This window comes from Cellulomonas edaphi, assembly GCF_030362815.1.
GTDB lineage: Bacteria > Actinomycetota > Actinomycetes > Actinomycetales > Cellulomonadaceae > Cellulomonas > Cellulomonas edaphi.
Map to the genome: position 1 here is coordinate 315,986 of NZ_JAUCGR010000003.1, position 22,046 is coordinate 338,031.

A 22,046-nucleotide genomic window follows, 5' to 3' on the forward strand; every position below is an offset into this window, starting at 1 on the left:
GCCCGATCGGGTCACTTCTTGTTGCGACGCTGGTGGCGCGTCTTGCGAAGCAGCTTGCGGTGCTTCTTCTTGGCCATCCGCTTGCGGCGCTTCTTGATGACGGAACCCATAGGTCCACTCTCGCTTTCGGTGGAGGGCCCGGCCCCGGGGGCCAGACCTGCTTGATCGACGCGCGGTTCGTCGATCAACCATCGAGTCGCCCACGCACGGAGAAAGTCCGAGGCCCCACCTTACGCGATCGACGGACCCGGAGGCGACGCGCGGCAGCATCCGGGATCGATCGCGGGCGTGAAGGCCGCCACAGACGGTGCTCGCATGCGCCCGAGGGCGCTCAGGAGGTGCGGCGGTCCGCCTCGTCGGCGGCCGCGACCGGGGGGATCGACGTGGCGAGGTAGTGCTCGAGGGCATCGGCAGGGACCCGGAACGAGCGGCCCACGCGCACGCCGGGCATCTCGCCGGAGTGCAGCAGGCGGTAGACGGTCATCTTCGAGACACGCATGATCTCTGCGACCTCGACGACCGTGAGGTAGCGCTGGCGGCCCGGCTGGTCGCTCATCGTCGGTTGCTCTTCCATCCTGGCCGGCGTCGCGTCGGCCCCGCGCACCCCCACTGGGTGTCGCACCACCCTAGTGGCGCGTGGGACGGGAGTGAAAGAGGTGAACCAGTGGGATCACCCGACCGCACGCGTGCGCGGATCGGCGGCCTGACCAGGAGCGTTACCGGGACCCCCGCAGGTCAGTCCAGGTCGGCGTCGAGCCCCATCGCGGGGAACGTCGCCAGCCGGGTCGCGCGGATCGCGCGGTCCACGTCGTCGGCCGGGTCGTAGCCGGTCGACCACGCGCGGAGCACGGGCTCGCGGCCGTCGCCCATGCGGTCCGCGCCCGACCGGCCGTACCGGTCGCGGATCAGCTCGCGCCACTCGTCGGGGACGGGCACGGTGACGTCCACCGAGGTGTGCGCGGCGACGGCGAGCACGTGCGTCCAGGCCCGCGGCACGACGTCGATGAACGCGTACCCGCCGCCACCGAGGGCGAGCCAGCGCCCCTGCGCCGCCTCGTGCGCCAGGTCGTGCAGCCACGTGGCGACCAGCCGCTGCGCGTCGACGGAGACGCGCAGGTGCGTCAGCGGGTCCATCGCGTGCGAGTCGCAGCCGTGCTGCGTCACCAGCACCTCGGGAGCGAACTCGCGCACGGCGGCGGGGACCACCGCGTCGAAGGCACGCAGCCAGCCCTCGTCGCCCGTCCCCGAGGGGAGCGCCACGTTCACCGCGGTGCCCGACGCGGCTGGACCGCCCGTCTCGCGGGCGAAGCCGGAACCCGGGAAGAGCGCCTGCCCGGTCTCGTGCACGGAGATGGTCAGGACGCGCGGGTCGTCCCAGAAGATCGCCTGCACGCCGTCGCCGTGGTGGGCGTCGACGTCGACGTAGGCGACCCGGCGCGCCCCGGCGTCCAGCATCGAGCGGATCGCGATCGCGGCGTCGTTGTAGACGCAGAAGCCCGAGGCGGCCCCCGGCATCGCGTGGTGCAGGCCACCGGCGAGGTTGACGGCGTGCTGGGCCTGACCCGACCACACGGCCCGGGCGGCCTCGACGCTGCCCGCGACCACGCGAGCGGCCGCGTCGTGCATGTCCGGGAACACCGGGTCGTCGCGCGTTCCCAGCCCGCGGGCGGGGTTCGGCGTCCCGTGCTCCGCCGCGGCACGGACGGCCTGCACGTAGGCGGGCTCGTGGACCGACTCGAGCACCTCGTCGGAGGCGATGCCGGGTGCGATCAGGGGGACCCCGTCCAGCACGCCCAGCTGCGCGGCCAGCCGGAACGTGAGGTCCAGCCGGTCCGAGGTCATGGGATGGCCCGGCCCGAAGTCGTAGCCGAGCATCTCCGGGGACCACACCACCCGCACCGCCTCGGCCGTCATGGACCCCACTGTGACACGCCGCCCACGGTGCCGCGACGAGCGCCCGTCGGGGCGCCCGCAGCCGCCGAGCCTGTGATGTTCCGCCGCGCGAAGGCCCGGTGCATGCCAGAGTTGTCCACGGTCCGACCCGGACGTCCGGTCGCAGGAGGTGAGATGGCGCGCGGTGCTCAGGTGGCATGGAGAGCCCGCGAGTTCGTCGACCGTTCCGCCCGGCAGTCCCCCGCCCGGCTCGCGCTGTTCGTCTTCGGCGGCGTGATCGCGCTGGGCACCGCGCTGCTCTCCACGCCGTGGGCCACGGCGAGCGGCGAGCGGGCGCACGTCGTCGACGCGCTGTTCACGGCCACGTCGGCGAGCACGGTCACCGGGCTGGTCGTCGTGCCGACCGGCGAGTACTGGTCCGGCTTCGGCCTCGTGGTCATCCTCCTGGCGATCAAGGTCGGCGGTCTCGGCGTGATGACGCTCGCGTCCCTGCTCGGCATGGCCGTCTCGCGCCGCATCGGTCTCACGCAGCGCCTCCTGGTGAGCTCGGAGACGAAGACGACCCGTCTCGGCGAGGTTGGTTCCCTGGTCCGCACCGTCATCGTGACGTCGACGGCGCTCGAGCTGGCCATCTCGCTCATCCTGCTGCCGCGCTTCCTCATGTACGACGAGGGCTGGGGCGAGGCCGCGTGGCACGCGCTGTTCTACGGCATCTCCGCGTTCAACAACGCGGGCTTCGTGCCCACGCCCGAAGGGCTGTCGCCCTTCGTGAGCGACTGGTGGGTGCTGCTGCCCATCATCGTCGGGGTGTTCGTGGGCTCGCTGGGATTCCCCGTCATCCTCAACGTGGCCCGCAACCTGCGCGAGCCCCGGCGGTGGAACCTGCACTCCAAGCTGACGATCACCACGAGCGTCGCCCTCGTGGTGGCCGGGTCCATTCTGGTCGCCGCGTTCGAGTGGACCAACCCGGGCACGTTCAAGCCGCTGGATACCAGCGCCACCGTCCTCGCCTCCCTGTTCGCCGGCGTCATGCCCCGGTCGGGCGGCTTCTCGACCGTCGACATCAGCCAGATGCACGAGGGCACCTGGCTGGTGAACGACGCGCTCATGTTCGTCGGCGGCGGGTCGGCCTCGACGGCCGGCGGCATCAAGGTCACGACGCTCGCGGTGATGCTGCTTGCCATCGTCGCCGAGGCGCGTGGCGACCGGGACGTCGAGGCCTACGGGCGCCGGATCCCGCGCGAGGCCCTCCAGGTCGCGATCGCGGTGTCGCTGGTGTCGGCCACCTTCGTGCTCATCGCGTCCCTGCTGCTGCTCGCCATGACCGGGTGGACCCTGGACGTGGTGCTGTTCGAGGTGATCTCGGCGTTCGCCACCTGCGGTCTGTCGACCGGCGTCACGGGCGACCTGCCCACGGCCGCCAAGTACGTGCTCTCCGTGCTCATGTTCATCGGCCGGACCGGCACGATGACCCTTGCGGCAGCGCTCGCGCTGCGCAACCGTCGTCGGGTCATCCGGCTCCCCGAAGAGAGGCCGATCATTGGCTGACACCACGCACAACGCGCCCCGGACGCCGCGCAAGTCCGACGGCGTGCTCGTCATCGGGCTGGGCCGCTTCGGCTCCGCGATCGCCGCGACGCTCGACCGGCTCGGCCAGGACGTGCTCGCCGTCGAGCGCTCCCCCGACCTTGTCGCGCAGTGGGCCGGGCGGATGGCGCTCGTGGAGGCGGACGCGACCAACCCCGAGGCGCTCGAGCAGCTCGGGGCGCGCGAGTTCCCCGTGGCGGTCGTCGGCGTCGGGTCCTACCTCGAGGCGTCGGTGCTCATCACGGGCAACCTGGTGGACATCGGGGTGCCCCAGATCTGGGCCAAGGCCATCAGCGCCGAGCACGCCCGCATCCTGCAGCGCATCGGGGCCCACCACGTGGTGCTGCCGGAGGCGGACGCCGGCTCGCGGGTGGCGCACCTCGTCTCCGGCAAGCTGCTCGACTACATCGAGGTCGAGGACGGCTTCACGGTGGTCAAGATGCGCCCGCCGAAGGAGACGCAGGGCTTCACCATCGCGCAGTCGAAGATCCGCGAGCGGTACGGCGTGACCGTCATCGGCGTGAAGAGCCCCGGGGTCGACTTCGTGTACGCCGACCCGGACACCCGCATCTCGGCGAACGACCTGCTCATCGTCTCGGGGCACGCCGAGCTCCTGGAGCGGTTCGCCGCCCGTCCGTGACGACGACACCCCCGGCCCGCCAGCCACCCGGCGACGAGCCGGACCTGGCGCGGCGGGGGTGCCGTGCGATGCTCTCGTCAGCGCCTGCGGACGATCAGCAGCCGCTGCAGGATCACGAAGATCAGCAGCAGCGCGCCGATCACGATCTTGGTCCACCACGACGAGAGCGTGCCCTCGAACGTGATGATCGTCTGGATCAGGCCCAGCACCAGCACACCGAGCACGGACCCGAGCACGAAGCCCGAGCCGCCGGTGAGCAGCGTCCCGCCGATGACGACGGCGGCGATGGCGTCGAGCTCCATGCCGACGCCCGTGAGCGAGTAGCCGGACCGCGCGAAGATCGCGAACAGCAGGCCACCGAGGCCGGCGCACGTGCCCGAGATGACGTAGACGAGCACCTTGGTCCGGGCGACGGGCAGGCCCATGAGGCGCGCGGACTGCTCGCTCCCCCCGATCGCGTAGACGGTCCGGCCGAACCGCGTGTAGTGCAGCGTGACGAACGCGATCACGACCACGGCCAGCGCGATCAGGCCGCTCGGCGTGATCACCAGGCCGTTGTCGGTGCCCCAGCGCGTCTCGGAGAGCTTCACGATGGTCGGGTCCGTGATCGGGATGGACTCGGGTGCGATGACGTAGCAGAGCCCGCGGGCCAGGAACATCGCGGCCAGCGTCGCGATGAACGGTTGGATCTCGAACACGTGCACCATCACGCCGATGACCCAGCCGATGAGCGTGCCCACCAGGACCGCCGCGGGGATGGTGACGTATGCCGGCCAGCCGTGCAGGAACATCCAGGCCGACAGGCAGGTGCTCAGCGCGACGACTGCGCCGACCGACAGGTCGATGCCGCCCGTGAGGATCACGAACGTCATGCCCACCGCGAGCACGATGAGGAACGAGTTGTTGATGAGCAGGTTGGCCATGACGCGGCCGGTCAGGAAGTTCTCGTAGCGCGCGCCGCCGATGATCAGCATGAGTGCGAGCACCACGAGCGTGCCGAGGACGGGCAGGTAGCGGCGGTCCAGCGTCGGACGCCGGCGTCCCACCGAGCCGGTGAGCCTGGGCTCCGGGCGCTTGCCCGCAGCCTTGACGGTGATCTCGTCGGTCGCCATCAGGCCGGCACCTCCACGGGCACGGGAGCCGCCTGCCTGCGGCGGGCTCGCAGCTTGTGCTGCACCACGGGGGACTGCAGCAGGCACACGACGATGACGACGAGGGCCTTGAACAGGGACACCGCGTTCACGGGGATGCCGAGCACGGTGATGGACAGCGTGAGCGTCGTCAGCACGAGGACGCCGACCAGCGTGCCGGTGAGCGAGAACTTGCCGCCGGCCAGCGACGTGCCGCCGATGACGACGGCCAGGATGGCGTCGAGCTCGATGAACAGCCCCGCGTTGTTGGAGTCGGCGGCCATGATGTTCGAGCTCTGCAGGAAGCCGGCGATGCACGCGAACAGCGCGCACAGCACGTACACGGTCCAGATGATGGTCCGGGCCCGCACGCCCGCGAGCCGCGAGGCGGTGGGGTTGATGCCCACCGACTCGATGAGCACGCCGAGCGCCGTGCGTCGCGTGACGAACGCGACCGCCGCGAAGAAGAAGCCCGCGATGAGCGCAGCGACGGGCAGGCCCAGCCAGTACCCGGAGGCGAGCGTCTTGTACGGCGCGCTGGTGACCGTGGTGATCTGACCGCCGGTGATGAGCATGGCGATGCCGCGGCCGGCAGTCATGATCACCAGGGTCGCGATGATCGGTTGGATGCCGAGCACCGCCACCAGGAAGCCGTTGAAGACGCCGATCGCGAGACACACGGCGAGGCCGGTGAGCATCGCCAGCGCGACGGTCGAGATCGCACCCGGGTCGGGCGAGGACGCGATCTGCGTGAGGGTGACGGCGCCGGCGATCGCCATCACTGCGCCGACCGACAGGTCGATCCCGCGCGTCGCGATCACGAGGGTCATGCCGAGGGCCACGAGCAGCGTGATGGACGAGCGCCGCACGATGTCGATCGGCGCGCCGTACAGGTGGCCGTCGCGGACGGTGATCTCCAGGAACGTGTGGGACTTGAGCGTGCTCGCCAGCAGCAGCACGACCAGGGCGACGATCGGCCAGAACAGCCGGTGCCGCGTGAGTTGGGCCAGCCCGGTCATGCGCTGGTGCCTCCGCTCGCGATGAGGTCGACGACGACGTCGGTGGTGACGTCGTCGGAGTTGACGAGCTCGGCGACCTTGCGGCGGTCGCGCAGCACCGCGATGCGGTGCGAGAGGCGCAGGACCTCGTCGAGCTCGGCGGAGATGAACACGACCGACATCCCCTGCGCGGCCAGGTCGGCCACGAGCTTCTGGATCTCGGCCTTCGCGCCGACGTCGATGCCGCGCGTGGGCTCGTCGAGGATGAGCAGCTTGGGGGCGGTGGCCAGCCAGCGGGCGAGCAGCACCTTCTGCTGGTTGCCGCCCGAGAGGTTGCCGGCGATCGCGTCCGGGTTGGCCGGGCGCACGCCGAGCGCCTCGATGTAGTGCGAGACCACCTCGTCGGCCTTCTTCTTCGGGACCCGGCGCAGCCAGCCCCGCTCCGCCTGGAGGCCGAGCACGATGTTCTCCCGCACCGTGAGGTCGCCGATGATGCCCTCGGTCTTGCGGCTCTCGGAGGAGAACGCGATGGACCGCGACAGCCCTGCGCGCGGGTTGCGCAGCTTGGTCGACACGCCGCCGACGATGGTCTCGCCCGTGTCCGCGTGGTCGGCGCCGTAGAGCAGGCGCGCGAGCTCGGTTCGGCCGGATCCGAGCAGCCCCGCCAGGCCGACGATCTCGCCGGGGTAGACGTCGAGGTCGAACGGCTCAATCGAGCCGCGCCGGCCCACGCCGATCGCCTGGAGCAGGGGCGTGCCGCTGCGGTCGACGACGACGCGCTCGGTGCTGCCCTCGAGCTCGGTGAGCACCTCGAGCGCACGACCGATCATCTTGCCGACCAGCTCGACCCGCGGCAGCTCGGCCGGGCGGTACTCGCCCACGAGCGCGCCGTTGCGCAGCACCGTGATGCGGTCGCTGATCGCGTAGACCTGGTCCAGGAAGTGCGAGACGAAAAGGATCGCGACGCCGCGCTCGCGCAGCGTGCGGATCACGTCGAACAGCCGCGCGACCTCGTCGCTGTCCAGGCTGGACGTGGGCTCGTCGAGGATGAGCACCTGGGCGTCGACCACCATGGCGCGCGAGATCGCGACCAGCTGCTGGACGGCCAGCGAGTGCGACGACAGCGACGAGCGGGGGTCGATGTCGAGGTTGAGCGCCTCGAGGTAGGTGCGCGCCGCCTTGCGCGTGGCCCGCCAGTCGACGAGGCCGAACCGGCGCACCTCGTGCCCCAGCATGACGTTCTCGGCGACGGACAGGTTGTCCGTGAGGTTGACCTCTTGGTACACGGTGCTGACGCCCGCGGCCTGCGCCGCGGCCGGCCCGGAGAACACCTGCTCGACGCCGCCGACGACGATGCGCCCGGAGTCGATGCCGTAGACCCCCGTGAGCGCCTTGATCAGGGTGGACTTGCCGGCGCCGTTCTCGCCCATGAGGGCGTGGACCTCACCGGGGAACAAGCGGAAGTCGACGCCGTCGAGCGCCTTGACGCCGGGAAATGCGATGGAGATTCCCGACATCTGCACGATCGGGGAGGGGGTGGGGACGGTCATCGTCGACCTTTCTCGCTGCTGACCGGGTGGTGCTGACTGCCCCCGGGGCCACGGCGTGGTGCCACGGCCCCGGGGGCAGCAGGGGCGAAGTCAGTACTGCCGCGTGGGCAGTGCCTCCTTGGCCGCCGCCTGGTCGAAGGCGTCGTCGTGCGTCACGATACGGGGCTCGACGGTGCCGCCCGAGTCCAGCGTCTTGATGATGTCGGCCAGGTCCGGGCCGAGCAGCGGGTTGCACTCGACGATGTAGTTGATCTTGCCGTCGGCGAGCGCCTGCATGCCGTCCTTGACGCCGTCGATCGAGACGATCTTGATGTCCTTGCCGGGGACCTTGCCGGCCGCCTCGATGGCCTCGATCGCGCCGAGCGCCATGTCGTCGTTGTGCGCGTAGACGAGGTCGATGTCCGGGTTGGCCTGCAGGAAGCCCTCCATGACCTTCTTGCCGCCGTCGCGCGTGAAGTCACCGGTCTGCGACGCGATGATCTTGACGTTGGTGTTGGACTTGGTGGCGTCCTCGAAGCCCTGCTTGCGGTCGATGGCCGGGGCCGAGCCGGTGGTGCCCTGGAGCTCGACGACGTTGATCGGCTCGGTCGCGACGTTCTCGTTGACCCACTCGCCGATGCGCTTGCCCTCCTCGACGAAGTCCGAGCCGATGAAGGTCTTGTAGAGCGTCTTGTCCTGCGTGTCGACGGCACGGTCCGTGAGGATCACGGGGATGTTGGCCGCCTTCGCCTCCTGGAGGACGGCGTCCCAGCCGGTCTCGACGACCGGGGAGAAGGCGATGTACTTCACGCCCTGCGCGATGTAGGACCGGATCGCCTGGATCTGGTTCTCCTGCTTCTGCTGCGCGTCGGAGAACTTCAGGTCGAAGCCGTTCTCCTTGGTGAGGGACTCCTGGATGGACTTGGTGTTGGCCGCACGCCAGCCGGACTCGGAGCCGACCTGGGAGAAGCCGACCGAGATGGTGTCGCCGCCGCCCGAACCCTCGCTCGACGAGCTGCCCGGGTCCGCCGTGTTGTCGTCGTCGCCTCCGCTGCTGCAGGCCGACAGACCGAGTGCGAGGACCGCGACACCCGCGGCCGCTGCACGCATCGAGAACTTCTTGCTGACCATGCTTCTCCTCCTCGAGAACCACTGGGGTCGAGCGGCGGACCGATGCCCGCGCTCCCGTACTTGCCGACCTGGCCGGGACCACCGGGGCCTCTTCGCCCCACCCGTGCCTTTCGATCTGAGGCGATGTTAGCGCTCACATTTGCTCGACCACAAGATGCTCGAGCCGTCGTGACGAAGTTGTGACCCAGCAGTTTCCGGGGCGTGGCGCGCACCGCGACCCAGGAGCAGCCCTGGACCACCCTCACCCGGTGCCGGGCTCGTCCTGCGGCACGACGGCGAACGGCAGCCGCGTGACGAGCCGGAACCCCCCGATCGGCGACTCGCCCACCTCGAGCTCCCCGCCGTGCTGCTCGAACCGCGTCTGCAGGCGGGCCAGGCCGCTCAGCGCCGGTTCCGTGCCGGTCGGGGGCCCGCCGCCGTCGTCGTCGATCGTGACCTCGAGGACCGCGAGCCCCGGGGCGGACCCCGGCGCGACGTCGGCCCGCACGACGATGCGCCGCGCGTCGCCGTGCTTGAGCGCGTTGGTCACGGCCTCCTCGAGCGCCGAGAGCTCCAGGAGACGCTCGGTGACCGAGAGCTGCGGACGCGTGATCTCGTTGAACCGCTGGGCCAGCGGACCCAGGTGCAGCTCGGTGGCCACGTGCGCCGGCACGCGCGCGAGCGCGAGCTGGGCCGCGTGGAACAGACCGATGTCCACGCCGGCGGGGAACAGCGTCTGGCTCAGGCGCCGGACGTCACCCTCGCGCACCTCGTCGAGGCTTGCCGCGAGCCCGCGCACCTGCTCCGCGGCGTCGTCGGCGCCCGCGTCGGCGACCAGGTCGGCCACGTGGTCCAGCTGCGCCGCGATCACCACGAGGTGCTGCTGGACGCTGCCGTGCAGGAGCTGCGAGACCTCCTGCCGGATCTGCACCTCCTCCGACTCGAGCTCACCCAGGGCCTGAGCGGCCACCTCGTCCTTCACGCGGCTGCGCCGTCGCGCGTCCACGGCGAGCAGCCCGAGCATGATCGCCACGACGATCGCGGTCGCGCCGGAGAGGGTCTCGATGACCCACGCCCAGGGCGGTGGCGCGCTGGCTCGCACCCACAGCAGCAGCTGCGTGCGCAGCACCCCCGCCGCCAGTGCGATCCCCAGCGTGGCGGCGACGCGGATGGTCCAGCTCCGCCGGGCGAGACCCGCGACGGCCAGGGCGGCGACCGCGACGACCAGGGGCGCGACGTTGGCCAGCACCACGCCGCCGAACCGCGCGGCCAGCGACACCGATTCCGCACCTGCGGGGAACGGCTCGATGGTCTCCCACACCGCCCACTGCGCAATCGACGCGAGCCCGAACTGCGAGAGGACCACCGTGCACACCCCGACCACCAGCACGCCGTCCGACAGCCCGGCGGCCGTGCGCCACCAGCCGACCTCCGACCTGCGACGCGAGCGGCCCCCCGTGGCGGCCGTCACGCGGACGCCGTCTCCTGCATGAAGCGCAGGACCGCCGCGACGCGTGGATAAGCCTCCTTGGAGCTGATCCCCAGCGTCTGGTAGATGGCGAACAGGTGGTTCTGCACCGACCGCTGCGTGATCTCGAGCGTCTCGCCGATGGCGGAGTTGGGCAGTCCCGTGGCCACGAGCCTCAGCACGGACATCTGGGCGGGCGACAAGGCCTGCAGCTGCGAGTCGGCGCGCGCCACGGCTCGCCTGCTCAGCTCCGGATCGAGGACCACCTGCCCCTCCGCGGTGCGCTCGATGGCCCTCAGCAGCGTGGCGCGGTCCAGCGACGACCGCTTGGACAGGTAGCTCCACGGTGAGCTCGCCTCGTTGCGCACCGAGAGCACCAACGGCATCAGGTTGTGGCTCGACAGGAGCAGGATCCGCAGCTCCGGGTCGGCACGCTGCAGGACCACGGACAGCGCCACGCCGTTGCCGTCTCCCAGGTCGACGTCCATCACCACGACGTCGGCGGTGCCGGGGAGGAGCTCGCGCCGCGCCGTCGTGGCGTCGGGCAGCGCGTGCACCACGGTCATGCCCGGGTGCGCCTCGATGATCTCCGTGAGCATCGAGCGCAGCAGGCCCTCATCTTCGACGACAGCCACTCGCAGGATCTTGCGCTTCACCATGTGTCCCACACCGCCGGCGCATGCTCTCTTGCCTGCCGAGTCTAGCGCCGGGCCCCTGCGTGGTTCCGGAAGCGACGCTCGCGGCGAAGGCATGCAGCAGCGCCTGGGTGCCGGAGAGTCGGACGGTGCCCGTCTCGGACACCAGGACGTCGCCGCGCTCGATCAGCTCCCCGGCGACGTCAGAGGCGTCGCGATCGGCGGCCCAGCGGGCGAAGGTCATGAACGGCACCCGGCGGGCCGTGGCGAGGCGGCCGAGGAGGCGCTCGCGCTCGATCTGATCCCGTCTCCTCGTCATGCTCGTCGTCCCTCCGTGCTCCGGTGGTCAGGTTCCGCTGGCCACGCTCCGGCGGCCTCTGGACTCGATCATCGGTGACGGGGTGCGTGCGTCGTGGGCGCGACTGAGTAGCCCTACTGGCGGCGACCGGGTGAAGACTGCCCGGCCACCGGCGCGGACCGGCTCGTCGGCGGGGAGGCCGACGAGCCGGTCGCGGGGTCGGCTCAGAAACCCTGAGCCAGCCGGTGGTACGCCTGGTTCCACCGGATCTGGTCGCGGAAGCCGCGCGCGGTCGTCGCGTCGTCGATGACCAGCAGCTCGGACCGCGTGAGCTCGGCGAAGATCTCGAACGCCTCGACGCCGGCCGCCGTCGACAGCACCGTGTGGTGCGCGCCGCCCGCGGTGAGCCAGGCCTCCGCGCTCGTCGGGAAGTCCGGCCGCGGCTTCCACACGGCGCGGGCCACCGGGAGGTGCGGCAGCGCCTCCCGCGGCGCGACGACGTCGACGACGTTGGCGGTCAGGCGGAAGCGCTCGCGCATGTCGGTCAGGGAGACGACCACGCCGACACCGGGGTCCGCGTCGAACACCATCCGCACCGGGTCCTCCTTGCCCCCGATGCCCAGGGGGTGGATCTCGACCCGCGGGCGGCTGGTGGTCAGCGACGGGCAGATCTCGAGCATGTGCGCACCGAGGATGACCTCGTCGCCCGGCGTCAGGTCGTACGTGTAGTCCTCCATGAGCGAGGCGCCTCCCGGCAGCCCGGCGCCCATCACCTTGGCGGCCCGGACCAGCACGGCCGTCTTCCAGTCCCCCTCCGCGCCGAAGCCGTAGCCCTGGGACATCAGGCGCTGCACCGCGAGCCCGGGCAGCTGGCGCAGCTCGCCCAGGTCCTCGAAGTTCGTGGTGAAGGCCCGCGCGCCCAGGTCGCCCAGGAGGTGGTGCAGAGCCACCTCCTGGCGCGCCGCGTAGCGCAGCGACTCGTGCCGTTCGCCGCCCGCCCGCAGCTCCGGGACCACGTCGTACAGGTCCTCGTACTCCTTGACCAGCAGGTCCACGTCGCCGTCGGCCACCTGCGCGACCGCGGCGGCGAGGTCGTTGACCCCCCACGTGTTCACCGAGACGCCGAACCGGACCTCCGCCTCCGTCTTGTCCCCCTCGGTGACGGCGACGTTGCGCATGTTGTCGCCGAAGCGCGCGAGCCGCAGCGACCGGGTGGCGGCCAGGCCCGCGGCGGCGCGCACCCATGTGCCCACCCGGCGCGTCACCGCCGGGTTGGTCGCGTGCCCGGCCACCGTCGTCCGGGCGACGCCCATGCGCGAGGCCAGGTAGGCGTACTCCCGGTCGCCGTGCGCGGCCTGGTTGAGGTTCATGAAGTCGAAGTCGATCTCCGCCCACGGCAGGTCGACGTTCGCCTGCGTGTGCAGGTGCAGCAGCGGCTTGTCGAGCGCGGACAGGCCCGCGATCCACATCTTGGCGGGGCTGAACGTGTGCATCCAGGTGATCACCCCGAGCACCCGGTCGTCGGAGTTGGCGTCCAGCATCGCGCGGCGGATCGCGTCCGAGTCCTTGAGCACGGGCTTCCAGACCACCCGGGCGGGGATGTCGTCGGACAGGTCCAGCGTCCGGGCCACGCCCTGCGACTGCTCGGCCACTTGGCGCAGGGTGTCCTCGCCGTAGAGGTCCTGGCTTCCGGTGAAGAACCAGACCTCGCGGTCGGTGTACGGCTTGCTCACGCGTGCTTCTCCTCGGGTGTCGGGCCGGCCGCGTTCGTCTCTGACTGGCCGTAGACGTTCTGGTATCGGGCGTACAACGAGTCGATCTGGTCCCGCGCGATGGGCAGCGGGTCGCCGAGCTGGCGCGCGATGTGCACCGTGCGGGCCACCTCCTCGACCATCACCGCGGCCTTGACGGCCGCCTTCGCGTCGCGGCCGATGGTGAACGGGCCGTGGTTGCGCATCAGGACGGCCGGGCTGCGCGAGTCGCGCAGCGTCTCGACGATGCCGCGGCCGATCGAGTCGTCGCCGATCAGCGCGAACGGGCCGATCGGGATGTCGCCGCCGAACTCGTCGGCCATCATCGTCAGCACGCACGGCACCGGCTCCGCGCGCGCGGCCCAGGCCGTGGCGTAGGTCGAGTGCGTGTGCACCACGCCCCCCACCTCGGGCATGTGCCGGTACACGTAGGCGTGCGCCGCGGTGTCGCTCGAGGGTGCGCGCGTGCCGTCGACGAGGTTCCCGTCGAGGTCGCACACCACCATCGCGTCGGGCGTCAGCTCGTCGTAGGTGACCCCCGACGGCTTGATGACGAACAGGTCCGCGCCCGGGACGCGTTGCGAGACGTTGCCCGCGGTCCACACCACGAGCCCCCACCGGGGCAGCTCGGCGTGCAGCAGCGCGACCACCTCGCGGGTCCGGGCCACCGCGTCGCGCGCGTGCGCGGGCACCTGCCCGGTCACAGCGCGTCCGCCGCGGCACGCTCGACCGCGAGGCCGGCCTCGAACCGCTCCAGGAAGCGCGCGAACCCCGCGACGTCCCGCTCGGCGGGTTCGACCACGTCGATCCTCGCGTCGGCGAACACGTGCCGCGCCAGGTAGTCACCCAGGTCCAGCCCGGCGGGAGCGTCGAGGAAGCCCGCGAGCACCGCGATGCCCCAGGCGCCACCCTCGCCCGCCGCGTCGCCGACCGCCACGGGGGTGCCGACGGCCGCCGCGAGCAGGCGCTGCGCGACCCCGGCCGTGCGGAACATGCCGCCGTGCGCGTACATCGCGTCGAGCTGGACGCCCTCGTGCGCGAGCACCCGCATGCCCAGGCTGAGCGTGGCGAACGCCGAGTAGACCTGCGCGCGCGCGAAGTTGGCGAGCGTCAACCGGCTCTCCGGCGTGCGCACCACCAGGGGACGCCCCTGCGCCAGCCCGGTCACTGGCTCGCCGGCGAGGTAGTTGTAGGCGACCAGGCCGCCGGCGTCGGGCTCGCCCGCGAGCGCCTGCGTCAGCAGCGCGCCGAAGACGGCGTCGGCGTCCGCCGGCTGCCCCAGCGCGCCCGCGAACTCGCCGAACACCTCGGCCCACGCCCCGAGCTCGCTCGCGCCGTTGTTGCAGTGCACCATCGCCACCAGGTCACCGGCGGGCGTCGTGACCAGGTCGAGCTCCTCGTGCACCTGGTCCAGCGGCTTCTCCAGCACCACCATCGCGAAGATGCTCGTGCCGACGCTGACGTTCGCGGTGCGGGGTGCCACCGAGCCGGTCGCCACCATGCCCGTGCCCGCGTCACCCTCCGGCGGGCACAGCGGCGCGCCGGGTTGCAGCCTGCCGGTGGGGTCGAGCAGCGCCGCCCCCTCGGCCGTGAGGGTGCCGGCCCGCTCGCCCGCGACGAGCACCTCGGGCAGCAGGTCGACGAGCCGTGTCCCGGGCCGCCGCTCGGCGACGAGCGCGTCGAACCGGGCGAGCATCCGCTCGTCGTACCGGCGCGTGACGGGGTCGACGGGGAACACACCGGACGCGTCACCGACGCCGAGCACGTCGCGCCCGGTCAGACGGCGGTGGACGTAGCCCGCGAGCGTGGTGACCGAGGCGAGGTGCGGCACGTGCGGCTCGTCGTCGAGGATCGCCTGGTAGAGGTGCGCGACCGACCAGCGCAGCGGGATGTTGCAGCCCAGCACCTGGGTCAGCTCGGACGCGGCGCGGCCCGTGCTGGTGTTGCGCCACGTCCGGAACGGCACGAGCAGCTCGCCGTCGGCGTCGAACGCCAGGTAGCCGTGCATCATCGCGGAGACGCCCATGGCCCGGAACATCGTCGGACGCACGCCGTACCGCCGCTCGCAGTCCGCCAGCACGGCGGCCACGCACGCGCGCAGGCCGGTCCACACGGCGTCGAGCGAGTAGGTCCAGGTCCCGCCCTCGAGCTGGTTCTCCCACGCATGGCTGCCGCTCGCGACCGGCTCGGCGCCGCCGACGACGAGGCACGCCTTGATGCGGGTCGAGCCCAGCTCGATCCCGAGCGTCGCGCCGCCCCCTGCGAGGGCTGCTCGGATCTCGTCGGGGGACGCCCCCACCCCGACGCCTGGTACCTGGCTCATCGCGCCCCTTCGCACGTTCGGCCCGGGACGGCTTCGTCCCGGGGTCGGTCCACCTCGCGGGGACTTCTGAATGTTAGCGCTAACACGGCGCACCTGTACACCACCGGGCAGACGCGTGATCGCGGCGCCATGACCCGACCTCATTCGTCGGGCGTCGCCCCGCAGGGCGACGGACCCCGGCGCGCTAGGCCGTCTGCCGGAACGGGCGGAAGAACTCGCGCAGCTCGTGCGCGTACAGCTCGGGCTCCTCGAACGGGGCGAAGTGCCCGCCGCGCGGCGGCTCCGTCCACCTGACGACGTGGGCGACACGCTCGGCCCACGCCCGCGGCGGCCGGACCACGTCGCCGCGGAAGACGGCGAACCCGGAGGGCACCTCGACCCGCCGCTCCAGCTGCTCGGGAGGGATGGCCGCGTTGGCGTGGTAGGTCCGCATCGAGGAGCCGATGGTCCCGGCGAGCCAGTACTGCGTCACGTTGGTGAGGATGTCGTCCTTGCTGAACCGGGTCTCGACGTCGCCGTCGCAGTCGCTCCACGCGCGCAGCTTCTCGACGATCCAGGCCGCGAGCCCCACGGGCGAGTCCGTCAGGCCGAAGGCGGCGGTCTGCGGCTTGGTGCGCGCGACGGCACCGTAGGCACCCTCGGTCAGGCGCCACTGCGCCACCTCACGGAACCAGGCCTGCTCGGGCTCCGTGAGACCTGCGGGCGGGACCGCCCCGGGCAGGCTGGCGTCCGTGCGGTGCACGGCGACCACCCGGTGCGGGTGGTCCAGGGCGAGGTAGCGGCTCACGTGGCTTCCGAGGTCGCCCCCCGCCGCCCCGAACCGGTGGTACTCGAGCGTCGTCATGAGCTCCGCCCACAACCCGGCAACCGCGATCGAGTCGAGCGCGGGCTCGCCGGGCCCGTCCGACCAGCCGAACCCGGGCAGGTCGGGGACCACCACGTCGAAGGCGTCCGCGGGATCGCCGCCGTGGGCACCGGGATCGGTGAGCAGCGAGATCACCTTCTGGTAGCGCCACGACGAGTCCGGCCACCCGTGCGTGAGCACCAGCGGCAGCACCGGGCCGGTGGGCGCCACGGCCCGGGCGTGCACCACGTGGATGCCGAGCCCGCCGACGCGCGCGCGGAACCGCGGGTGCCGCCACAGCGCGGCCTCCTGCGCCGGCCAGTCGAACTCCTCGGCCCAGTAGGCGACCAGCTCGCGCAGGTAGTCGACGTCCGCGCCCAGCGACCACCCGACCCCCGCGGGCTGGTCGGGCCAGCGCGTGGCTCGCAGCCGCCGGCGCAGGTCGTCGAGCGCCGCCGGGTCGTCGAGCGGTCGGAACGGCTCGACGGGAGAGGACCCCTCCGTCATGCCCGCCACACTAGGGCGCGCACGGTCGCGTCTCGACCCTTCGCGACCGGAGCGGGCCTCAGCCGCGCAGCGAGCTGGCGCGCACCACCAGCTCGGGTGGCAGGAGGCGGTGCTGCCCGGTGGCGCCGTCGAGCACGGCCTTCAGCACGGAGATCGCCAGGCTCCCCAGCTGGCCGAAGTCCTGCCGGACCGTGGTGAGCGGGGGTGCGTAGTGCGCCGCGCCCGCCTCGTCGTCGAAACCCACGAGCGCCACGTCGGGGCCCACGCGCACGCCGGACTCCCAGAAGGCGTGCGCCAGGCCGAGGGCCAGCTGGTCGTTGGCGGCGAAGATGGCGCTCGGCAGCCCTTCGGCGACGAGCATCTGCCCCAGCGCGTACCCGTCGTCGGCCTGCCAGCCCGCGATGAGCGGCTCCTGGACGACGAGCCCGGCGGCCTCGCACTCGTCGCGCCACCCCGCCAGCCGGTCCTGGGCGTCGAACCAGTCCTGCGGGCCCGCGACGTGCAGCACGGCCTCGTGGCCCTGGTCCAGGAGGTGACGCGTGGCCAGCCGCCCGCCCATCCGCTGGTCCACGCCCACCAGGTGCACGTGAGCGCTCGTCGGCACGTCCGGGGCGGAGGAGATCATGACGACCGGCACGGGCGAGTCGATCCCGGCCACGGCGTGCGCGACCTCGACCGTTGGCGCGATGACCACGATCCCGTCCACGCCCTGGTCCAGGAAGTGCTCGACCGCGGTGCGCATGGACTCGCCGTCGAACGTCCGCACGGTCGCCACCGAGACGTACCAGCCCGCCTCGCGGGCCGCCTCCTCGAAGCCGACCAGCGTGCTCGTCGGCCCGTGCAGCGCCGTGGCCGGGGTGACCACGCCGAGCGTGTCCGAACGGCGGGTCACCAGCGCACGCGCGGCACTGTTGCGCCGGTAGCCGAGCGTGGCGATCGCCTCCATGACGCGGTCGCGGGTCTCCGGCCGCACGCTCGGGTGGCCGTTGAGCACGCGGGAGACGGTCTGGTGCGAGACGCCCGCGCGCTGCGCGACGTCGCTCATGGCGGGCGGGCGGGCGGCGGCGTTCACGGCGGTCAGCCGGCGTACTGCGAGCCGAGCTCGCGCGACCTGTCCGCGGCGGCCTGGGCGGCCGCGACCACGCCGGCGCGCACGCCGTGCGCGTCGAGCTGCCGCACCGCAGCCACGGTGGTCCCGCCCGGTGAGGAGACGCGTTCGCGTAGCACCACCGGATGGTCGCCCGACTGCGCGGCGAGCGCGGCCGAGCCCTCCACGGTCGCCACGGCGAGCTGCGTGGCGAGGTCACGCGGGAGCCCGAGCAGCACGCCCGCCTCGGCCATCGCGTCGATGAGGTAGAACGCGTAGGCGGGTCCCGAGCCGGAGATCGCGGTCACGGCATCGAGGTCCTTCTCGGCGACGCGCACCACGAGCCCCGTCGCGGCGAGCACCTTCTCGACGAGCACCAGGTGTCCCTCGCCGGCATGCGCGCCGGCGGCGATCGCCGACGCGCCCTTGCCGACGACAGCCGGCGTGTTGGGCATGACGCGCACCACGGGGGTGCCGCCCGGCAGCCGCTTCTCGTAGAACGCGAGCGGCAGCCCGGCCGCGACGCTGACGACGAGCGTCCCGCCCCGCAGCGCGGGGGCGATCTCGTCGAGCACGAGACCCACCACCTGCGGCTTGACGGCGATCAGCACCACGTCGGCGCGCGCTGCCGCGGTCGCGTTGCGGGCACCGGTGCGCACGGAGTAGCGGCCCGCCAGGTCGCCCGCGCGGGCCGCGGACTGCTCGGTCACCTCGACCTGGTCCGACGACCAGCCCGACGACAGCAGCGCGGCGACCAGCGTCTCCCCCATCACGCCGCCTCCGAGCACGGCCACCTGCGCGCCGGCCTGCTCCTGCTGCTCGCTCATCGTCGTGCGTCCTTCGGGTCCGGGGAGCACGCCGCGTCGGCGTGCCGACCGCGAGCCTACCGACGCGGAGCCGTGCCCGATCGCGCGCGTCCCGCTGCGGACCGCCCGACGGTGCCGCGCCGGGTCAGCCGCGGCCGCCTCCCGGGACGCTGCCGCCGGGGAAGTTCCCGCCCCCGAGCTGGAAGTCGCGCCGGCTCGGCTGCTCCGACGAGCCACCGAGCCCGGCGAGCCCGCCCGACGACGAGCTCTCACCCGGGTCGATGGCCTTGGTCAGGTCGGCCAGCACCACGACGTCCCCCGCCCGGAGCCCGGACGTCACCTCGGTGAGCTCGGTGCCGACGGCACCGCGCTGCACCGTGGTCGACGTGACCTTGCCGCCGACGAGCCTGCTCACGGTGGCCGTCGAGCCGTCCATGTGGATCGCCGACGTGGGCACCGTCAGCACCTTCGCGCCTCCGGCGACCTCGATGCGGACCTGTGCGGACGAGCCGTCGTACAGCTGCACGTCGGCGTCGTCCACCGCGAGGTCCACGCTGTACGACGGCGTCGAGGACGAGGTGGAGACGTTGAGGATGCCGATGCTCGACACCGTCGCCGTCAGCGCCTCGTCGGTGCTGCGCACCGTGACGTCGGCCGACTGGCCCACCTGCACCACGTCGATCGCGCCGAGGGGCACCGTGGTGGAGACCGTGTAGGCGCCCGCGCCCAGGACCGTGATGACGGCGGACGTCGACGACGCCGCGACCGTGTCGCCCTTCGCGATGCCGACCGCCGCGACCGTGCCCGCTATGGGGCTCGTCAGATCGACGAGCGCGAGCTTGCTCTGCGCGAGCGCGAGGTCGGCCTCGGCGACGTCGATCGCCGCGCGGTCGGCGACGATGTCGGCCGCCGTCGCCGCCTTCGTGGTCGGCGTGCCGCCGCTGGTGCCGGTCCCGCCGTTGCTGGTCCCGCCGCTGGGTCCCCCCGTCCCGGTCCCGCCTGTGCCGGTCCCGCCGGTCCCGCCCGTGCCGGCGCCGCCGGTGCCGTCCTGCGGCGTGGCGCCCGTGCTCGGACGCCCGCTCGGGGAGGTCGGCTGCCCGCTCGGCGACGGGGCCGGCGTCGGCGCGTCGCCCGCGCCGCCGCTCGTGCTGCCGCCGTCGGCGGCCTTGTCCGCGGCCTTCGCCAGCGCGTCCACGGCATCGTCGAGACCGGTGGCGAGGTTCATCAGCTTCTGCTGCCCGGCGTTGACGCTGGTCGCGGCGTCGAGCGCGTCACCGATCGCTGTCTGGCACGCGGCGAGCGCGTCCGCGACCGCCGTGCTCGCCGCCGCCGTGACGGTGATCGGGGTGGAGGAGATCGCCGTGCCGTCCGTCTGCGTGAGCTCGAGCGCGTCGGATCCCGCCGCGGCCCCCGCGGGCAGCACCACGCCGACGACGAACCCCCCGTCGTGGGGCGTGACCTCCGTGAGCACGTCGCCGCTGGAGGCGAGCCGCACCTGGACGGGGGCCGTCCCGCTGACACCGCTCGCGACGACCTTGATCGCCGAGCCCGCCGCGGCGGTTCCCGGCGTGACGGTCAGGACGTCCCCGCTCGCCGCTCCCGCGGAGTCGTGGGTGACGGCGAGGAACGCCTGGCAGGCGGCGGTCGAGGCGTCCACCGCGTCACCGCTGGTGGTGAGCTGCTTCGTGGTGGTGCCGTACTGCGCGAGCAGGGCGTCCTGGGCGGCCTTGACCGCCGCGAGGGCGTCGTCGAGCGCGGTGCTCGACGACGCGCCCGACGTCGGGCCGGCAGACGGCCGAGCGGTGGCGCCCGAGGTCGGTGCCGCGCTCGTGACGTGCGCGGCTCCGGTCGTCGCGGTGGCGGTTGTCGTGAGGGCGGCGGTCATGACGGCGGTGCTCGTCGTGGCCGTGCCCGTCGTCGCCGGGCTCGTCGTGGCCACCGCCGGCTCGACGTCCGCCGCGGCCGACGAGGCCGACGCGCCGGTCACCGTCGTGCTGGTCGTCGTGCTGGACGTCGTGCTGCTCGTCGCGCTGCTCGTCGACGTCTGCGACTCCAGGTCGTCCTCGAGCTGCTGCCTCGCGTCGGCCACCGCGGACTCCGCGGCGTCGACGTCGTCCTGCAGGTCGCCGGGATCGAGCGACGCGAGCTCGTCGCCCGCATCGACCGAGTCGCCCACCGCGACCGCGACCTCGTCCACCGTCCCGCCGACCGAGAACGCGGCGTCGCGGCGTTCCGCCGACGCCACGGTCCCGACGGCGTCAACGCGCTGCGTGACCGCGCCGAGGGCGGCCGTCGCCGTGCGGTACCTCGCGCCGTCGCTGCCCCCGGCCGCGATCGCCACGCCGCCACCGACGAGGGTGACGACGACGGCGCCGGTGACGGTGAACCCGATGGCGCGGCGGCGGCGGGCACGACGGCGACGCGCGCCCGCGCTTGCTGTCGTGCGAGGAGTCGGCTCAGGCATCGGCCGACCCCTGGTTCGAGTCGTCGCCCGCGCCGTCGCCCTGACCGGGCTGTCCGCCGCGCCCGCCGAAGCCGCCGCCGAACCCGGTGCTGCAGGTGCCGTCCGTGGCCTTCGACACCACGATCCGCGTCGCCGCGACCGCGCCCTTCGTGTCGGTCTTCCCCTGCACGGTGGCGCACGCTCCCACCGCGAGGGACGCCGCGCTCGCCTTCGCGGTGGTCGTGTACGTGGTCGAGTCGTCGACGGTGACCGTCGTGCTCGCGGTCTCACCGCTCGGGTCGGTCGCATCGACCGTGATGGTCGTGCCCGAGACCGCGGTGACCTTGCCCGACGTGAACCCGCCGAAGCCGCGCGGACCGGCGCCAGGCATGCCGGTCGGGGCGTCGCCGGGCGCCGACGGCAGGTCGGTCGGCGCGCCCGAGGGACGCTGGCCCGGGGTGCCCGCTGCACCGCCACCGAACCCGCCGCCACCGAACCCGCCGCCCCCGCCGAGGCCGGGGGTGCACGTGCCGTCGCTGGCCGCCGCGCTGACCGCGACCGTCCGGACCGCGTCGTCGGCCGCGGGCGTCGCGGTGGAGTCGGCGGACGGCATCCCGCCCGTGATAGCGACGATGCAGGAGCCGACCGCCACGTCGGTCAGCGCGCCCGTGGACGTCGCCGAGAACGTGGTGTCGCCGCTCCAGGTGACCGTCGTCTGGCCGTCCGTGCCGCGGACCTGCATCGTGGAGTCGTCGACCTGCGCGATCTGGCCGCTGACGCCGCCACCGCCCCCCGGACCGCGCTCGCCCTGCCGGGCGCCGTACCCGTCACCGGTGCCGTTTCCGTTCCCGTTCGCCCCGGCCGACGCCGAGGGTGCCGTCGTGACGGCGGGTTCGTCGGCTCCGGCGCCACCGGAGCATCCGGCCAGCAGGGTGACGAGCGCGAGCGGCGCGGCGAGCGCCAGGAGCGGACGGGTGCGGGACATGGTGGTGCTCCT

At 72.8% G+C, this 22,046-nt stretch carries 19 protein-coding genes; 2 read left to right on the forward strand and 17 right to left on the reverse strand.

Annotated features, from left to right (window positions below):
- Positions 1–11: 11 nt before the first annotated feature.
- The 3 genes from QRT05_RS12965 to QRT05_RS12975 form a co-directional block, all read right to left on the reverse strand.
- A complete protein-coding gene (locus tag QRT05_RS12965) occupies positions 12–110 on the reverse strand; it encodes a 30S ribosomal protein bS22 (RefSeq protein WP_003792170.1) in 99 nt (32 codons plus the stop codon).
- Positions 111–331: 221 nt separating this feature from the next.
- Positions 332–556, reverse strand: coding sequence for a helix-turn-helix domain-containing protein (locus QRT05_RS12970; protein ID WP_289447680.1), 225 nt, complete (start codon positions 554–556; stop codon positions 332–334).
- Between the two features lie 179 nt (positions 557–735).
- On the reverse strand, positions 736–1,914 hold the full coding sequence (locus QRT05_RS12975) for an acetoin utilization protein AcuC (protein ID WP_289447681.1): 1,179 nt from the start codon (positions 1,912–1,914) through the stop codon (positions 736–738).
- 153 nt (positions 1,915–2,067) lie between these two features.
- On the opposite strand from QRT05_RS12975, the gene QRT05_RS12980 reads away from it, so the two are divergent.
- A complete protein-coding gene (locus QRT05_RS12980) occupies positions 2,068–3,441 on the forward strand; it encodes a TrkH family potassium uptake protein (RefSeq protein ID WP_289447682.1) in 1,374 nt (457 codons plus the stop codon).
- The gene (locus QRT05_RS12985) at positions 3,434–4,120 is read left to right on the forward strand and encodes a potassium channel family protein (protein ID WP_289447683.1); all 687 of its coding nucleotides are present in this window, start codon (positions 3,434–3,436) and stop codon (positions 4,118–4,120) included. Before QRT05_RS12980 ends, QRT05_RS12985 begins: the two co-directional genes overlap by 8 nt.
- Positions 4,121–4,197: 77 nt before the next feature.
- On the opposite strand, the gene yjfF is transcribed toward QRT05_RS12985, so the two are convergent.
- The 14 genes from yjfF to QRT05_RS13055 all read right to left on the reverse strand — a co-directional run bounded on the left by yjfF (position 4,198) and on the right by QRT05_RS13055 (position 22,034).
- Complete coding sequence (yjfF, locus tag QRT05_RS12990) at positions 4,198–5,232, reverse strand: galactofuranose ABC transporter, permease protein YjfF (protein ID WP_289447684.1); 1,035 nt, start codon at positions 5,230–5,232, stop codon at positions 4,198–4,200.
- Positions 5,232–6,269: an ABC transporter permease gene (locus QRT05_RS12995; protein ID WP_289447685.1), complete on the reverse strand. Its 1,038-nt coding sequence runs from the start codon at positions 6,267–6,269 to the stop codon at positions 5,232–5,234. Before QRT05_RS12995 ends, yjfF begins: the two co-directional genes overlap by 1 nt.
- The gene (locus QRT05_RS13000) at positions 6,266–7,798 is read right to left on the reverse strand and encodes a sugar ABC transporter ATP-binding protein (RefSeq protein WP_289447686.1); all 1,533 of its coding nucleotides are present in this window, start codon (positions 7,796–7,798) and stop codon (positions 6,266–6,268) included. Before QRT05_RS13000 ends, QRT05_RS12995 begins: the two co-directional genes overlap by 4 nt.
- A gap of 90 nt (positions 7,799–7,888) precedes the next feature.
- Positions 7,889–8,908 (reverse strand): ABC transporter substrate-binding protein, encoded by a 1,020-nt coding sequence (locus tag QRT05_RS13005; protein ID WP_289447687.1) that lies wholly within the window; start codon positions 8,906–8,908, stop codon positions 7,889–7,891.
- A 241-nt stretch (positions 8,909–9,149) separates the two neighbouring features.
- Positions 9,150–10,358 (reverse strand): sensor histidine kinase, encoded by a 1,209-nt coding sequence (locus QRT05_RS13010; RefSeq protein WP_289447688.1) that lies wholly within the window; start codon positions 10,356–10,358, stop codon positions 9,150–9,152.
- Positions 10,355–11,014: a response regulator transcription factor gene (locus QRT05_RS13015; protein ID WP_289447689.1), complete on the reverse strand. Its 660-nt coding sequence runs from the start codon at positions 11,012–11,014 to the stop codon at positions 10,355–10,357. The genes QRT05_RS13010 and QRT05_RS13015 overlap by 4 nt, the downstream gene beginning before the upstream one ends.
- 498 nt (positions 11,015–11,512) lie before the next feature.
- On the reverse strand, positions 11,513–13,021 hold the full coding sequence (araA, locus tag QRT05_RS13020; protein ID WP_289447690.1) for an L-arabinose isomerase: 1,509 nt from the start codon (positions 13,019–13,021) through the stop codon (positions 11,513–11,515).
- On the reverse strand, positions 13,018–13,743 hold the full coding sequence (locus tag QRT05_RS13025; RefSeq protein ID WP_289447691.1) for an L-ribulose-5-phosphate 4-epimerase: 726 nt from the start codon (positions 13,741–13,743) through the stop codon (positions 13,018–13,020). Before QRT05_RS13025 ends, araA begins: the two co-directional genes overlap by 4 nt.
- Positions 13,740–15,362, reverse strand: a complete 1,623-nt coding sequence (locus tag QRT05_RS13030) for a xylulokinase (protein WP_289447692.1) — start codon at positions 15,360–15,362, stop codon at positions 13,740–13,742. Before QRT05_RS13030 ends, QRT05_RS13025 begins: the two co-directional genes overlap by 4 nt.
- Positions 15,363–15,546: 184 nt before the next feature.
- Positions 15,547–16,713 (reverse strand): epoxide hydrolase family protein, encoded by a 1,167-nt coding sequence (locus tag QRT05_RS13035; protein ID WP_289447693.1) that lies wholly within the window; start codon positions 16,711–16,713, stop codon positions 15,547–15,549.
- A gap of 58 nt (positions 16,714–16,771) precedes the next feature.
- The gene (locus QRT05_RS13040) at positions 16,772–17,785 is read right to left on the reverse strand and encodes a LacI family DNA-binding transcriptional regulator (protein ID WP_326522652.1); all 1,014 of its coding nucleotides are present in this window, start codon (positions 17,783–17,785) and stop codon (positions 16,772–16,774) included.
- A 5-nt stretch (positions 17,786–17,790) separates the two neighbouring features.
- On the reverse strand, positions 17,791–18,627 hold the full coding sequence (proC, locus tag QRT05_RS13045) for a pyrroline-5-carboxylate reductase (protein WP_289447694.1): 837 nt from the start codon (positions 18,625–18,627) through the stop codon (positions 17,791–17,793).
- A gap of 124 nt (positions 18,628–18,751) precedes the next feature.
- The gene (locus QRT05_RS13050) at positions 18,752–21,070 is read right to left on the reverse strand and encodes an HlyD family efflux transporter periplasmic adaptor subunit (RefSeq protein WP_289447695.1); all 2,319 of its coding nucleotides are present in this window, start codon (positions 21,068–21,070) and stop codon (positions 18,752–18,754) included.
- Positions 21,063–22,034, reverse strand: a complete 972-nt coding sequence (locus QRT05_RS13055; protein ID WP_289447696.1) for a DUF5666 domain-containing protein — start codon at positions 22,032–22,034, stop codon at positions 21,063–21,065. Before QRT05_RS13055 ends, QRT05_RS13050 begins: the two co-directional genes overlap by 8 nt.
- Positions 22,035–22,046 lie beyond the last annotated feature (12 nt).